Origin of the sequence: Gilliamella sp. B2887 (assembly GCF_026537015.1) — a bacterium.
GTDB lineage: Bacteria > Pseudomonadota > Gammaproteobacteria > Enterobacterales > Orbaceae > Gilliamella.
Genome location: NZ_JAFNMX010000002.1, coordinates 102,756 through 118,450, shown reverse-complemented (window position 1 = coordinate 118,450; position 15,695 = coordinate 102,756). Strand labels below are relative to the sequence as shown.

Annotated in this window: 15 protein-coding genes; 5 read left to right on the top strand and 10 right to left on the bottom strand. The window is 32.7% G+C overall.

The features are described 5' to 3' along the window. Positions 1–14: 14 nt before the first annotated feature. The 10 genes from J3U13_RS02360 to J3U13_RS02315 all read right to left on the bottom strand — a co-directional run bounded on the left by J3U13_RS02360 (position 15) and on the right by J3U13_RS02315 (position 9,671). Positions 15–1,310, bottom strand: a complete 1,296-nt coding sequence (locus J3U13_RS02360; RefSeq protein WP_267339884.1) for a 2-hydroxycarboxylate transporter family protein — start codon at positions 1,308–1,310, stop codon at positions 15–17. Positions 1,311–1,811: 501 nt separating this feature from the next. Beyond that, the gene (locus J3U13_RS02355) at positions 1,812–2,477 is read right to left on the bottom strand and encodes a DUF799 domain-containing protein (protein ID WP_267339883.1); all 666 of its coding nucleotides are present in this window, start codon (positions 2,475–2,477) and stop codon (positions 1,812–1,814) included. A 3-nt stretch (positions 2,478–2,480) separates the two neighbouring features. Next, positions 2,481–2,840, bottom strand: a complete 360-nt coding sequence (locus J3U13_RS02350) for a DUF4810 domain-containing protein (protein ID WP_267339882.1) — start codon at positions 2,838–2,840, stop codon at positions 2,481–2,483. A 34-nt stretch (positions 2,841–2,874) separates the two neighbouring features. Next, positions 2,875–3,546, bottom strand: coding sequence for a CsgG/HfaB family protein (locus J3U13_RS02345; RefSeq protein ID WP_267339880.1), 672 nt, complete (start codon positions 3,544–3,546; stop codon positions 2,875–2,877). 486 nt (positions 3,547–4,032) lie between these two features. Then, positions 4,033–4,620, bottom strand: coding sequence for a hypothetical protein (locus J3U13_RS02340; protein ID WP_267339879.1), 588 nt, complete (start codon positions 4,618–4,620; stop codon positions 4,033–4,035). A gap of 180 nt (positions 4,621–4,800) precedes the next feature. After that, entirely contained in the window at positions 4,801–5,505 is a 705-nt protein-coding gene (locus tag J3U13_RS02335) for a lipopolysaccharide core heptose(II) kinase RfaY (RefSeq protein ID WP_267339877.1), read from the bottom strand. Positions 5,506–6,436: 931 nt separating this feature from the next. Next, the gene (locus J3U13_RS02330; RefSeq protein WP_267339875.1) at positions 6,437–6,733 is read right to left on the bottom strand and encodes a GIY-YIG nuclease family protein; all 297 of its coding nucleotides are present in this window, start codon (positions 6,731–6,733) and stop codon (positions 6,437–6,439) included. Positions 6,734–6,777: 44 nt separating this feature from the next. After that, the gene (locus tag J3U13_RS02325; RefSeq protein ID WP_267339874.1) at positions 6,778–7,764 is read right to left on the bottom strand and encodes a serine/threonine protein kinase; all 987 of its coding nucleotides are present in this window, start codon (positions 7,762–7,764) and stop codon (positions 6,778–6,780) included. Between the two features lie 16 nt (positions 7,765–7,780). Next, positions 7,781–8,392: a ribosome biogenesis GTP-binding protein YihA/YsxC gene (yihA, locus tag J3U13_RS02320; protein WP_416380537.1), complete on the bottom strand. Its 612-nt coding sequence runs from the start codon at positions 8,390–8,392 to the stop codon at positions 7,781–7,783. Positions 8,393–8,459: 67 nt separating this feature from the next. Further along, positions 8,460–9,671: an aspartate aminotransferase family protein gene (locus J3U13_RS02315; protein ID WP_267339873.1), complete on the bottom strand. Its 1,212-nt coding sequence runs from the start codon at positions 9,669–9,671 to the stop codon at positions 8,460–8,462. A gap of 216 nt (positions 9,672–9,887) precedes the next feature. On the opposite strand from J3U13_RS02315, the gene J3U13_RS02310 reads away from it, so the two are divergent. The 5 genes from J3U13_RS02310 to pflA all read left to right on the top strand — a co-directional run bounded on the left by J3U13_RS02310 (position 9,888) and on the right by pflA (position 15,671). Next, on the top strand, positions 9,888–10,157 hold the full coding sequence (locus tag J3U13_RS02310) for an oxidative damage protection protein (protein WP_267339872.1): 270 nt from the start codon (positions 9,888–9,890) through the stop codon (positions 10,155–10,157). A gap of 8 nt (positions 10,158–10,165) precedes the next feature. Then, the gene (gene mltC, locus J3U13_RS02305; protein WP_267339870.1) at positions 10,166–11,236 is read left to right on the top strand and encodes a membrane-bound lytic murein transglycosylase MltC; all 1,071 of its coding nucleotides are present in this window, start codon (positions 10,166–10,168) and stop codon (positions 11,234–11,236) included. Positions 11,237–11,435: 199 nt separating this feature from the next. Next, complete coding sequence (focA, locus tag J3U13_RS02300; protein WP_267339868.1) at positions 11,436–12,284, top strand: formate transporter FocA; 849 nt, start codon at positions 11,436–11,438, stop codon at positions 12,282–12,284. Positions 12,285–12,352: 68 nt separating this feature from the next. Next, positions 12,353–14,635 carry a formate C-acetyltransferase gene (gene pflB, locus J3U13_RS02295; protein WP_267339867.1) on the top strand — a complete coding sequence of 761 codons (2,283 nt, stop codon included), beginning with the start codon at positions 12,353–12,355 and terminating at the stop codon, positions 14,633–14,635. A gap of 259 nt (positions 14,636–14,894) precedes the next feature. Next, positions 14,895–15,671 (top strand): pyruvate formate lyase 1-activating protein, encoded by a 777-nt coding sequence (gene pflA, locus J3U13_RS02290; protein ID WP_267339866.1) that lies wholly within the window; start codon positions 14,895–14,897, stop codon positions 15,669–15,671. Positions 15,672–15,695 lie beyond the last annotated feature (24 nt).

Genomic DNA, 15,695 nt, shown 5'->3' with positions numbered 1-15,695 from the left:
ATAATATTATGTCATTACATATATAAAGATCTTAATAGTGCTGTAGTACATATCACCATCAAAGCTCCTCCTAATCTTGTTGCAACTTGTGCAAATGGCATTAGGTTCATTCTATTTGCCGTTGACAAAATAGCGACATCACCAGTTCCACCCATACCGCTTTGACATGATGAGATGATTGAGGCTTCGACGGGATACATTTTCAGAAAAAAACTACAGATAAAACCTGTCATTGAAACGGTAAATACTACAGAAATGATTGTGATAAAGTAAGGGATTGTTAGAACATTTACAACACTACCTAAATCAATATATAACAGACCTAAACCTGCCATTAATGGAAAGGTAAAATTACCCGAGATAAATTTATACCATTGCTGACTTCCACGTTCGACACTTTCGGGTAATAAACGAAAATATTTAACAAATGCCGTGGCAATAATCATTAATACGGGACCAGGAAAATGCGTTATCTTTTCTAAAATCATACCAAATATGAACAATGTGGCTAAAATCATCACCGCACCACTCATTGCTCTGGCATCTAATGATGTTTTATCTTCTTTTAATGCATCTGCTAACCCAGCAAATTCGATTTTTACCAGTTGTCCATGTCCACTTAAATGAGGCTTAATTTCACCAATTCGACTCATTATGGCAGTGAAGGTAATTGCAAAAAAGTTACCTACGACTGTTGCAGGAATTAATGCACTCACAAATTTGTCATAATCTTGCTCAAGAATATTACTATAAGCGTTTGAAAGTTGTAATACCCCCTCACCAATTCCTCCCGCCATAACAGGCGAAACAGTATAGAAAAATGCATGTTCCCAAGTGTCACCAAAAGCAACAGCAACACAGACACCAACTAAAGCAGCTAAACACATCCCAAGTAACATCGGAATCATCATACGAATAAAACCGTGTATTAAAATGACTCTATGCATACCTAAAATACTACCACATACTAAGCTGGCAATATAAAAGAGTAGGAAATTAGAATCTTTCATTAACATTTTGACTGCTGTTAAAGTATTCGCATCAAAAACATCGTAATAAACGAATAGTGAAGGTACAATTAAGGACAAAATTGCTGGAGCTCCAAATTTTTTAAAAAAAGGGATATTTTGACCTACAGTTCCTAAAAACCATCCCAATGGTAAAATAACAGCAAATCCTCCAATCAATGTTTTTGGTAACATATCCAATTGGGCTGCAATAATTACAATAATTGAACAAATCACAAAAATGGGTAAGGGAAGCGATCCTACGTAAATTTTATTAATTTCGAAATCCTTTGTCATGTTCATAACTCAACCTTTTTATTGTGAAACTTCTATTGGGAATTTTAAAACAGTATAATTGTTGACGCAAAATTCAGAAGAATAAGAAATTTATATAACTGATTTTGTAATTAATGTAAGTTATTTAAGTTTTTCAAAATTTTTAAATTTGTTACATCATAGTCAATCAGGAAAAACTATCGAAGTAAGCACTCTTGCACCAACTCAATTTGTAAAAAGCGATAAATAATTTTACAACGATATTTGTTGGATTAAGTATGACTAAACCATATTCAATTGGAGGAAGAATTTGACTGGACATGTCAAAAAATATTAATTGGAAATATTGTTGTATTAGCAGAGCATAATTAACATAACCAATAAAAAATCGGTAGTATTATTCAATAGAAAGTATTAAACAAGAATAAAATATAATAGTATAATATTTATATAAAAAAGACGGTAAAAGATACCGCCTTGCATTCACAATAAATGATTTTATTTATATGAATTTGATTAAGGGTTAACCTAATTTTCTACTTTAGTCGCTGCATAAGGCCCATATAAAATTCCATCTGCTTTTATTGGATTGGGAGTAAATAATCGTGCTGTAGCGACTCCAGAAATAGCAACACTGTGATCTCTAACTGTATTCGTAATTTGTGTTATTGCGGCAGAAATTAGAGTTGAAATTAGGCTGTTGCTAGTTTGTTGGTTTTCTAAACTTGACGCTGAAGCAGAGCCAGTCCAAAGAATTTTTTCAGAACGAGCATCGACTAATTTTGCGTCTAATGTTACTCGTGTGTCACTTTGAATGATTTGATAATTTGTTCCATAATTTTGAATATTAATAAATAAAACAGCATCAGGATTAAAAATTTTTCGTATCTTTGCTAAACTAACCGATTGAATCTCATCTGCAACGATTAAGCCATTTTGTTTAAATACTTCATAAGTTAAGTTAACTGGAAAAACATAATACCCAGCTTCAGATAATGGAAATGTTACTTGTGAAAAAACACCAAAGCTGGCACTCAATTCATTTGAATGATTGGTAGGTAATAATACCAATATAGATGCTGGTTTGCTTTCTTTAAATGCGGTGTAATCGTAGCTTCCTTTTTGTGTTGAGCAGCCAACTAGCATAAAAAGTGCCAATAAAGTTCCTAATAGAGCAATAATTTTATTCTTCATTAATTAATGTCCTTGATATTTGTGTTCAACAAACTCAATAAAGTTTTTGGATTCTGGAAAAAGTGATTTTTCTAACTCAAATTGTTCCATAGCTTTATTATTGTTTCCTACAGTTGTATATAACAATCCTAAATGAGCATGTAATCCTGGAGGAATAGGTTTATTGGCTGATTTTGCTTTTTCAATGGTTTTTTCTAGAGCTTTAATTTGTTCAGAATGGCTTGATTTATCTGATAGGTTATAGTTATAAAGATTTTCTTGATAACCCTCCCAATAATAGATTGTTTTCGAGGATTGGCAACCGCTTAATAACAACAAAACTCCTGAAAACAATAAATATGTAATATATTGTTTTTTTAACATTATAATAATCCTTTAATAATTAAAATCTAATTTTTTATTTAGTTGCAGGTTTCCATGCACCGTAATTTATTCCATTAACGAGATTATTAATCGCCTCTCGAATAGCGAGATCTAGTACTTTTCCGTTAAGAGTGGAATCATAACTAGCCTTACCACCAAAACCTATAATTTCACGATTGGATAAACTGTATTCACCTGCTCCTTGCACACTGTAAACCACTTGAGATGTATTAATATCTATGATGTTCAAATTAACTTTAGCATAAGCAATTTGCTGTTTACCTTTTCCAAGAATTCCCCATAACTGATGATCACCCACTTCTTTGCGTCCGAACTCAGTGACATCACCAGAAATAATGTAATTGGCACCAATTATGTTTTGTTTTTGTTTTTTATAATTCGCTTCAGCAGCTAGTTCACCCATATTTGTTCTATCTAATACATTGAAATGATTTGTTTGCTGTAAATGACTGATGAGTAATGTTTTTGATTGATTACCAAGTCTATCAATACCATCTGAAAATATACCATTTTGATAATTTGAACGGTTTTCGAATTTACCTATGGCAATATTGGTTTTTACACCATTATATTGTGAGTTATAACTATTGACTGTTGGGGATACGATGGTTTTTGATGACTCTTGAGCACAACCCATTAATAAACTACTAAAAATAATAATTCCAACTAATTGTTTTTTTTCCATTGCTTATTTTTTCCTTTTATTGCGTAATAAATCTTTAGTAATAAATAATAATATAGTAATTAGAACCATTATCAATAATAATTTAGTCATTATTATTATAATTTAATTAATCGATTGTTAAATTATTTAATATGTTATATAAGTTGGTTTTAATTTTGTGAAACGGATATATCCTTTAAATGAATGCATTACTATGAAATGACATATTTAATGTTAGTTATATTAGCAATAACATCACCATAATCTTGATACGAGTTATTTTTGGAATATGTAAAAATAATCTCAATAAAGAGGAGGGAAGACGGTGGTGTTATCTGATTTACAATAGAAAGTTCATATAATTTAAAACGATAGTTATTAAACTATTAACATATTGCATTGAGTGAATTTATTGTATCACCAAAAATAGTTACCTAATTAAAAATATACTTAAATGTATACTTAATCTCAAACTTTTTTACAAAATTGTTATGCATGATGACAACATTATTGACGTTCTAAACACTCGTGAATTTTAGCAACTTCTTTATTTAGAGACTCAATAACGAGATCAGGATGAGCTCTTGCAACAGTTTTGATATTTTCAAATCCATCATTTACTGATGAACCAGAATATTGCTGAGCTTGCTTAATATTACTAAATAGATAATTGATATCATTTTTGTTACGAGTCGCAGTTAAAGTATAACTTACAAAATATTTTGAATAATATTGATAATTTGTTACAGCACTAGCAACAACATTATTACCTTCAACAAGTTTTATTGTTTCGCCACCGCTAACAGTGATTGATTGATGATTAGGCATATTGTAATAAGACCACCAATGTGAACCATAATAATTCTCATTAATGAGCACTACTGGACTATTATCAAGTTCTTGAGCGATGCAGAGCGATAATGAAGAGCGAAGTGCGGTGATAGGTTTTGAAATACTGTATTTTTTTAATATATCTATGCCAGACGTGTTTTGACCTATTTCGACTCCCTCAGTTTTATAAATTAACATCATTTTTTGAGAGGTACAGCCAGTTAGCAAAGCAAATATTGTTAAAATCCCAATTAAATTTTTCATGCAACGCCCTTTGTAGAATAAGCCAACTAATTCTAGTTGTTTACCAATTGATTTATTAGTGTCTGTAAAAGCAATAAGAATAATAATCAAAAATAGGTTATTTATTAGCATTAATTCAATAAGATATACTATTAAAATAACAATTTAGATATGAGAGAAAATAGCATTTTTCTCATTATTTTACATCTCTTTACCTCGTAATTTTCGAGATAATTTTTTAAATCCATGGGTGAATTTTTTTATTGCCATCGCCATAACAGGGACTTTGATTTTGATGTTAAAACGTTCTTTTAACTCGATTGCATCATTGGCCTTCGTTAACCAAATAAAACCTGAATTGGTTAAATCAATTGCTTTAATCTTTCCTTCAGGTGTTAAAATAAAATTACCGCCATGTACATCATTTGAAACCAAATTATAACTATGTAATTTTTCAATACAGTTCTTTACTTGAACACCATATTTATTCATTTCTTCCCATTTCAAGGAACGACCTTCCACAAAATTGAATATCATATAGTGACGTTGAGTTTTTTTATCAAAAGCTACCAAGTATAGCTCATAAGCGATGTCACATTTATCAAGTGAAATTTTTGCTAACTTATGAATTAAATTGAAATAAAAATCACCAGTCATCATGGCAATAATACGACGCTCTAAACGCTTCTCTACACCTCCATCGATCTTAAAAATAAATTTGCTTTGATTATGATTTATTAAATAAGTATATCGCTCCAACTTATCACTGGGGTCAAGAAGCTCATGATGTCCTTCTTCTGCCAAAAATTGGTCAAAAAGGTTTAAATAGTTGATTTCATCATTTTCCACATACGCGAACTTTATATCACCGCGTTCGATTTCAATAATGTTTGCAAAGTTATTCAAATTTTAAGTCCCAAGATGTATCAAAAAATTGGTTTATCTTAAACACTATCAAGCATAAAGTAAATGAAACAGTCGATTTTTAAGGTAGGTACAAGTTGATAGACGCAAAGAGATTAGATAATACTCTCAGTGCTTCTATTTTAATATACAAATAAAGTATGTATAAATCTCGTCTCATCAATAACTAATAGTAATGCATTTCTATATACGGGTGAGTACCTAAAAATGTAAATTTTCTAACTTTAAATAGATAACATCATTTTTTCTATAAACGTGAAATTATTCACTTTAATGATGATTCATCACAGATTTATCTTTAATTATTTAAAAAATTTGAGGTAATTTTGTCAACAAATCAACGGTGTTAGGGCAGAAGTTATTGGTGAGATTGTCAAAAGGTAAAAATGTTTACAACCCTGGAATAAGGGATAGATGGATTACCGCCATACGTGTCCCTTGTTTTACAGTGATTAACTTTACTAATGGTTAAGGAGTGAATGTTAAAGTTATTGCTGATATTTAGCGTACCAAGAAATGGTTATTAGTATTCACATGAGTTACTTTTTGATCAATTTTTCATTTTTTATTTATGTTACTAATTCAATAAGAATGCCAAACTATTTTTTCCTCAAAAAAATAAAGGAGATCATTTTGTTTTAAAAATATCAATTTTTATTTTATTGGTTATACTGAAATTCTTTGGACTGTATTACAGCTATTTTAAGGTTGATTTGATTCTAATCTCTTACATTAAAATAAATAAACTAAACTAAATTAATTGCAAAAACATTAAAAAATGTGGCTTTTGTTTAAGCGTATGTTAGTCAGCAAATAAATTGGTTAATGCTTTTGTATACCATTAGTATTGTAAATGTTGAAAATAATTTTGCAGTTACAAATTCCTAAAATTCTTATCAATTTATTAATTAACTTATTGATTAATAGTAGTTAATAATTTCGCTAAGTCTGGAGCGTTTACCACCAATTGTTCTTTTTTCTGTTTGGAAAGTTGTTTTATATGATACTCCAGCTTTAAAGCTGTTGCTTTATCGCCAACATGTAGTTGGTAAACAATACGAAGATCTTTATGACCTTTTAAATATTTAGCACCACTTCCATTTTGATGCTGATGCAAACGCCTAACCACATCGGTTGTGATTCCTGTATATAAAGATTGTTTAGCGGTTCTTATAATATATAGAAACCATGTCACAGTTTTACTTTGCATAATCAATAATGTTGTTACTTATCATTTTGTTCATTAATATGTTCTTAACACATTGACATTAATTGTAAAGGTGGCGCAGTAAGCGCATTTATCTGTTGATTGAATTCTGATAATTGTCGGTGCCAATAATCGACATCGGTTATCCATGAAAAGGCAGTAGGAAAGGCAGGATCTTTCCATCGTTCTACGATCCAAGCTAATTGATGCACCATTCGCATAGTTCGTAAAGGTTCAATTAGTTTGAGTTGTCCTTTATCAAAATTATAAAACTCTTGATACAATTCAATCAATTCTTCTAATTGTAAGCGCTGAGCTTGTTGGTTTCCATATAACAGCATCCAAAGATCTTGAATTGCTGGACCATTACGAGAATCATCAAAATCCACAAGCGTAGCACTATCGCGCCATAAAATATTGCCTGCATGGCAATCAGCATGTAAGCGTATAGGTTGCCAATCAGTATGCCAATATTGTTCAACTGTTTTGATAAGCTTTGCTAATACAGTTTTAAGATCAAGTTGTATATTTTTGGGAATATAGGCCGATGATAATAGGATATCTTGTGGACGATAAAGATACTCTTCAAGTCCAATAATTGGACGGTATGAGAAAGTTTGTGTTGCACCAATTTGATGAATTCGACCAATCAAAGTACCTACCGACTCCATTTGATTTCGATTATCTATCTCATAGGGTCTACCACCAAAACTAGGAAATAAAGCAAACAAATAACCTTGATACTCATGTAATGTATTATTATTATGTGCAATTGGCGATACTACAGGAATATCAGCAAGGTATAGCTGTTCTGTAAACTTGTGTTCTTCGACTATTTGTTCTCGACTCCAACGATGGGGGCGATAAAATTTAGCAACATAACGTTTATGTTCTTCATCGTGAAATTGATAGACGCGATTTTCATAACTATTTAAAGCAGTTAAACCCGAATTTATATAAATGCCAATTGAAGATAAACTCTTGACAATAAGATCGGGTGATAAAAATTGAAATGAAAATGCTGAACTATCCATTGAATGATTCCTCTCGTTATTGTTGATTAAACCATTCATCTAATTTTTGTTTTAACGCTTCAAGTCCTACTCGTTTAGGAGAGGAAAAAGGCGTGACAGTAATATCACCTTGGAAAGGTAAAATAGCCTCTTTTACCATATTGACCTGTTTTTTAACTGCACCAGAAGCAAGTTTATCCGCTTTAGTGAGTAATAACATGACTGGGATTTCTACTGAAACTGCCCAATGAATCATCTGTTGATCTAAATCTTTTAGAGGATGTCTTATATCCATTAAAACCACTAATCCCAATAAACTTTCGCGTTTTTGTAAATATTCTCCTAGTGATTTTTGCCATTGACGTTTTATTGCTTCAGGAACCTGAGCATAACCATAACCCGGTAAGTCCACTAATCGGCAATTTGTTTCTACCTCAAAAAGGTTGATTAATTGTGTCCGTCCCGGTGTTTTACTTGTTCGAGCTAAAGACTTCTGGTTGGTTAATGTGTTGAGAGCACTGGATTTACCTGCATTCGATCTGCCAGCAAATGCTACTTCTACACCACTGTCACTTGGTAAATGAGAAATATCAGGTGCACTTAAGATAAAATGTGTTTTTGCATAATTTAATGGACGAATATCAGTCATAAAAAGTATCCTTTAAATGCTATAATGGCACTTAATTGATTTAAATGCCGCTACTGTATAGAAAAACTCAGGCATTGACAACTTTTTCGACTGCTTTTGTAAATCGTATCATACCTTCTTGAATTTCTTCTTCCGAGATAATTAATGAAGGAGTAAAACGTAATACGTTAGATCCAGCATTTAATATCATTACTTTAAATTCTGTTGCAACGTTTAAAAAATCTCGAGCTTTGTTATGGAACTCTGGTTGTAGTTCTGCGCCTAATAATAGACCTTTACCACGATATTCTCGAAATACTTTATATCTATCATTAATCTTTTCAAGTTGTTCAATAAAGATTGCACGTCGTTTTTGCACCCCTTCTAAAACTTCTGTTGTGTTAATGATATCAAATGCTTCACAACCAACAGCACAAGCTAAAGGATTACCGCCATAAGTTGTACCATGGACACCAGGATGCATTATTGTAGCAATGTCTTCTGTTGTTAGCATGGCACTAATTGGAAATCCACCGCCCAGCGCTTTGGCAGAAGTCAAAATATCCGGTGTTACATCATATTGTTGATAAGTATATAAACTTCCTGTTCGACCCATTCCACATTGAACCTCATCAAAAATAAGCAAAGCATTATATTTATTACAAAGTTCGCGAACACCTTTTAAAAACTCCACTGAAGCGCAAGTTAATCCTCCTTCACCTTGTACAGGTTCTAGCACGACAGCACAGGTATGATCATCTATCACTGCTTTTACTGCATCAAAATTATTAAATGGAACATGAATAATGTCAGCAGGTTTTGGACCAAAACCATCTGAATATTTAGCTTGACCGCCTACAGACACGGTAAAAAATGTTCGTCCATGAAAGGATTGATGAAAGGCGATAATTTTGGTTTTATAAGGATTGTATTTTTCGATAGCATAATACCGAGCCAATTTAAAAGCCGCTTCATTTGCTTCAGCTCCTGAATTGGCAAAAAAAACACGATCAGCAAAAGTATTATCAATTAGTTTTTGTGCTAAATTTAATGCGGGTTCGTTGGTGAAAACATTACTAACATGCCATATTTTTTCACTTTGCTCATGCAACGCTTTAACTAATTTTGGATGGCAATGACCTAGGGCATTGACTGCTATGCCACCAGCAAAATCAATGTATTCTTCACCATTCTGATCCCATACTCGGCTGCCTTGCCCTTTAACAGGTATAAATTGGGCTGGGGCATAAACAGGTAAAATGACCTTATCAAAGAGTTGGCGTGTGATTTTTGCTTGCATTGTTAAGTCCTGATCTATTTTTATTGAATGGAATATCGTTTATTTTATGCTAATTAATTGTTGAGTAAAGTAAATAATTATTCAAATATAGTGAATTAATATTCATCTGTAAAAAATATTTAAATTTAAAACCTATTCATTAATTTGCTTCTTTTCTATAATTATTTTCAGGTATAATCAAATTATGTTGGTTAATTGCACTTAAAAGAGTTAAAAATGAGTCGTATTATTTATTGCCATTATTTAAAAAAAGAAGCAGATGGTTTAGATTTTCAGCTTTATCCAGGTGAACTTGGTAAGCGTATTTTCAATGAAATATCAAAACCTGCATGGCAAGAATGGCTCAAAAAGCAAACTATGTTAATTAACGAAAATAAACTTAATATGATGAATCCTGAGCATCGTAAACAAATTGAAACGGAAATGGTTAAATTTTTATTTGAAGGTGAAGAGATTGTTATTAATGGATATAAACCCCAAAACTGAGGTATAACATGAAAAACAATAAAAATATCATTATCTTATTTATAGCGGTAAGTCTTTTAAATGGATGTTCAGGTAATAATTCAGCTAAAGAAAATGAAGATTTTTATATTAAAGATACTAATGCCTTCAATATTTTAATTAGTCAATATGCAAATAATATAGAAGAAATTTGGGGACCGCAGGAAGTCCTTATTGCTGGTCCAAAAGATTATGTTCAGTATGAAGATAACTTGCAAACTCGAGTTCATATCAACTTCGTTTCTGGGGTGATAACCATTGAAACTTTATCCGATTTACCCATAGAATCTTTGAAAGAAGCAATAGTTTCAACACTATTAATGCCTGAACCGGTTGATATCATCCGTTATGATAAATTTAATCAAAATTTGTCACAAGAACCTTTTTTATATAATCAGGTTTTAGATCAAGAACAACAACCCATTCGTTGGAGTGGTCGAGCAAATAATTTTGCTGATTATGTGCTTGCTAATAACTTGAAAGTTCGCTCATCAGGAATGCATAAAATTACTTATGTTGAAATCAAATTGGTCCCTAATCACATTAGTGAACGGGCAAGAAAATTCTTACCATTAGTGACGGAAGCTTCAAACCGCTATTTCATTGATGAAAGGTTGATTCTAGCAATTATGGAAGTCGAGTCTGCTTTTAACCCTTATGCTGTAAGTCGTTCAGATGCGCTTGGATTAATGCAAGTACAGCAGCATACCGCTGGACGGGATATTTTTCAATTACGTGGTAAGTCTGGAGAACCGAGTCGAAAATATTTACTGGATCCACATAATAATGTCGATATGGGTACAGCTTACTTATCATTATTAAAAACAAAATATTTGGCTGGTATTAATAATCCCATATCTTTAAGGTATGCAATGATTACTTCTTATAATGGTGGGGCAGGTAGTGTATTGCGCACGTTTTCTAATGATCGGGTTCGAGCAATTGATATTATTAATTCAATGACGCCACAACAAGTTTTTCGAAAATTAGTCACGTCACATGTCTCTCAGGAATCACGTAACTATCTGATAAAAGTGAGTAATATATTAGATAACAGATAAAATTAAGTTAAATAATACTAGCTATTACAAATAAAATAAGAAACAAGAAATAGGGGTATTGTTTTATTGGAAGTAATATCTTTAAAAAAATAAGATTTTTAAAATTTAAAAATTTTTTAATAAAAAAAAACGTGATCTACTTCAAATTTTGAGTATACTATGCGTCTCATAAAACCCTAGTTTTTTTGAGGATGTTAGTTTGAGTACCGATAAACTTGTGGATTCATATTCCCCCGCACAAATGACACAAATTGCTGAAGACCTCGGCAACTACAAATTAAGTAAACACCCATATAGTACTATTTTATCTGCGATTATCGCAGGCGTGTTTATTTCTATTGCTTTCGTATTTTATATTACTGTAACAACTGGCACTGCAACGGTTGCTTTTGGTTTAGCTAAACTAGTTGGTGGCATCTGTTTCTCATTAGGATTAATGTTAGTAGTCTGTTGTGGTGCAGATCTCTTTACTTCAACTGTATTGACGATTTTACCAAAAATGACTCATAAAGTTAGTTGGACAAAAATGATCCGTAATTGGATTTTAGTCTATATTGGTAACTTTATTGGTGCTATACTGTTTGTAACAGTTATTTGGTGTTCTGGTCAATATATGGTAGCTAACGGAATGTGGGGTTTAAATGTCCTACAAACAGCAGATCATAAGTTACACCATACTTTTATTGAAGCCGTCTTTCTTGGTTTATTGGCTAATTTGATGGTTTGCTTGGCAGCTTGGTTAAGTTATGCTGGACGTAGCTTACTTGATAAAATGTTAATTATGGTTTTACCTGTAGCAATGTTCGTTGCAAGCGGTTTTGAGCATAGTATTGCAAACATGTTTATGATTCCTATGGGAATTGTAATTAATAACTTTGCATCTCCTGAGTTTTGGACTGCAGTAGGGGTATCGCCAGATACATTTAAAGAACTGACTGTAGAGCATTTTGTTTTAAATAATTTAATTCCTGTAACAATTGGAAATATTTTAGGTGGTTTAGCTGTAGCGCTACCATATTGGGCTTTATATTTGCGTAAACCACATTGATTTTATGATATTTATCCTCATATAGGAGAGGGTAAATAGATATTTTTGTAAACCTGAGGTTAATAATTATGAGTAATTTAAACGAAGTACAAGCAAAGGCTTGGAAAGGATTTAAAGAAGGTGATTGGCAAAATAATGTCAATGTTCGTGATTTCATTCAAACGAATTATACACCTTATGAGGGTGATGAATCTTTCTTAGCTGGCGCTACAGATGCAACCACTAAATTGTGGGAAAAAGTGATGGAAGGCATCAAATTTGAAAACTCCACTCATACACCAGTTGATTTTGATACGAGTGTAATTTCCACTATTACTGCTCATGATGCGGGTTACATCGAAAAAGATTTAGAGAAGATTGTCGGTTTACAAACTGAAAAACCATTAAAACGTGCTATTATTCCGTTTGGTGGTATCAAGATGATTGAAAACTCTTGTAAAGCTTACGATAGAACTTTAGATCCACTAGTCAAAAAAATCTTTACTGAATATCGTAAAACTCACAATCAAGGTGTGTTTGATATTTATACTCCAGATATCCTTCGTTGTCGTAAATCAGGCGTTATTACTGGTCTTCCTGATGCGTATGGCCGTGGTCGTATCATTGGTGACTACCGTCGTGTGGCACTTTACGGTATTGATTACTTAATGCAAGATAAATATGCTCAATTTACTTCATTACAAGCTGACTTTGAAAATGGTGTTGATTTACCAATGACGATGCAACGTCGTGAAGAAATTGCTGAGCAACATCGTGCACTTGGTCAAATTAAAGAAATGGCTGCAAAATATGGTTTTGATATTTCAGCACCAGCAACAACTGCACAAGAAGCTGTTCAATGGACTTATTTTGGTTACTTAGCTGCGGTTAAATCTCAAAATGGTGCGGCAATGTCATTAGGTCGTACTTCGACGTTCTTTGATATTTACTTCCAACGTGATTTAGAAGCTGGTTTAATCACTGAGCAAGAAGCACAAGAAATCGTCGACCATTTCGTGATGAAATTACGTATGGTTCGTTTCTTACGTACACCTGAATATGATGAATTATTCTCTGGCGATCCAATTTGGGCAACTGAATCTATTGCTGGTATGGGTGTTGATGGTCGTACTTTAGTAACTAAGACATCTTTCCGTTTCTTAAATACTTTATATACAATGGGTCCATCACCGGAACCAAACATGACTATCCTTTGGTCTGAACACTTACCAAGTGGATTTAAAGAATTTGCATCTAAAGTATCAATTGATACTTCATCATTACAATATGAAAATGATGATTTAATGCGTCCTGACTTTAATAATGATGACTATGCAATTGCATGTTGTGTAAGCCCAATGATCGTTGGTAAACAAATGCAATTCTTTGGTGCTCGTGCTAACCTTGCAAAAACTCTTCTATACGCAATCAATGGTGGTGTGGATGAAAAATTAAAAATGCAAGTTGGTCCTAAAGAAGAGCCAATCACTGACGAATATCTTGATTTTGACAAAGTGTTCGCTCGTTTAGATCACTTTATGGATTGGTTAGCGAAACAATACGTAACGGCTTTAAATGCTATTCATTATATGCACGATAAATACAGCTATGAAGCGTCATTAATGGCGTTGCATGACCGTGATGTTATTCGTACTATGGCTTGTGGTATTGCTGGTTTATCTGTAGCTGCTGACTCATTATCTGCAATTAAGTACGCAAAAGTAAAAACGATTCGTGATGAAGATGGTTTAGCAACTGATTTTGAAATCGAAGGTGAATATCCACAATTCGGTAACAATGATCCGCGTGTAGATGATATTGCTGTTGATTTAGTTGAACGTTTCATGAAGAAAATTCAAAAACTTAAAACTTATCGTAATGCAATTCCTACTCAGTCAGTATTAACCATTACTTCAAATGTTGTATATGGTAAGAAAACTGGTAATACTCCAGACGGTCGTCGTGCTGGTGCGCCATTTGGACCAGGTGCTAACCCAATGCATGGACGAGACCAAAAAGGTGCTGTTGCTTCATTAACATCTGTTGCTAAACTTCCATTTGCTTACGCTAAAGATGGCATTTCATATACTTTCTCTATCGTTCCAAATGCATTAGGTAAAGATGATGATGCACGCAAACGTAACCTAGCAGGTTTAATGGATGGTTATTTCCACCATGAAGCTACTGTTGAAGGTGGTCAACATTTAAATGTGAACGTATTAAATCGCGAAACTTTATTAGATGCGATGGAACATCCTGAAAAATATCCACAATTAACAATTCGTGTTTCTGGATATGCAGTACGTTTCAATTCATTAACTAAAGAGCAACAAAAAGACGTTATTACACGTACTTTCACTCAATCAATGTAATTTAGTTAATTGAACAACTAAACTTAAAATAGCGCCTTAAAGGCGCTATTTTTTTATTAAATAGAAAAATAGTTGCTTTAAAGTTAACAAAATCATAGTGCAGCAAGAATAATGAGATATTGTTGTTCTTTTGTATAATTTAGTTAAATACACATCATATCAATTAATGCAATTGGTGTAAGCAAAGTATTATCTGAGTTAAAATAAGAATGAAAAGTATAAAGCAAAAAGCAATGTGAGTAATTATTAGAGAATATGTATGGAACAAAATATTATTATGACAACGAAACAACCTATAAAAGGTCGTATTCATTCTTTTGAATCCTTTGGTACTGTTGATGGTCCTGGAATTCGCTTCATTGTTTTTTTTCAAGGCTGTTTAATGCGTTGTTTGTATTGCCATAATCGTGATACATGGGATTTGAAAGCTGGGCGAGAAGTCACTGTTGAAGAACTGATGAAAGAAATTGTTTCTTATAAAAGTTTTATTATCCCTAATGGTGGCGGTGTTACAGCATCAGGTGGCGAGGCTACCTTGCAATCTGAATTTATCACTGAATGGTTTAAAGCCTGCCATAAAGAAGGTATTAGTACATGTTTAGATACTAATGGTTATGCGAGGCAGTTAGACCAAACGGTTGATGAGCTTTTAGAGGTAACAGATTTAGTAATGCTTGATTTGAAGCAAATCAATGATGAAATTCATCAAAAACTTGTCGGAGTATCTAATAAACGTGTGCTTGAATTTGCCAAACACCTCCAAAAAATTAATAAACGGACTTGGATTCGATACGTAGTTGTTCCTGGGTGGACAGATGACGATAACTCAGCACATTTGCTTGGTAAATTTATTGAAGGTATGAATAATATAGAACGAGTGGAATTACTTCCTTATCATAAAATGGGCGCTTATAAATGGGATACCATGGGCGATGAATACAAACTACAAGGCGTAGAAGCTCCGCCTCGTGAAACACTTGACAGAATTCAAGCAATTATAGAAAGTTATGGTCAACCAGTAACATTCAGCAAATAGTTAACTATCCATTGTTAATAGGCT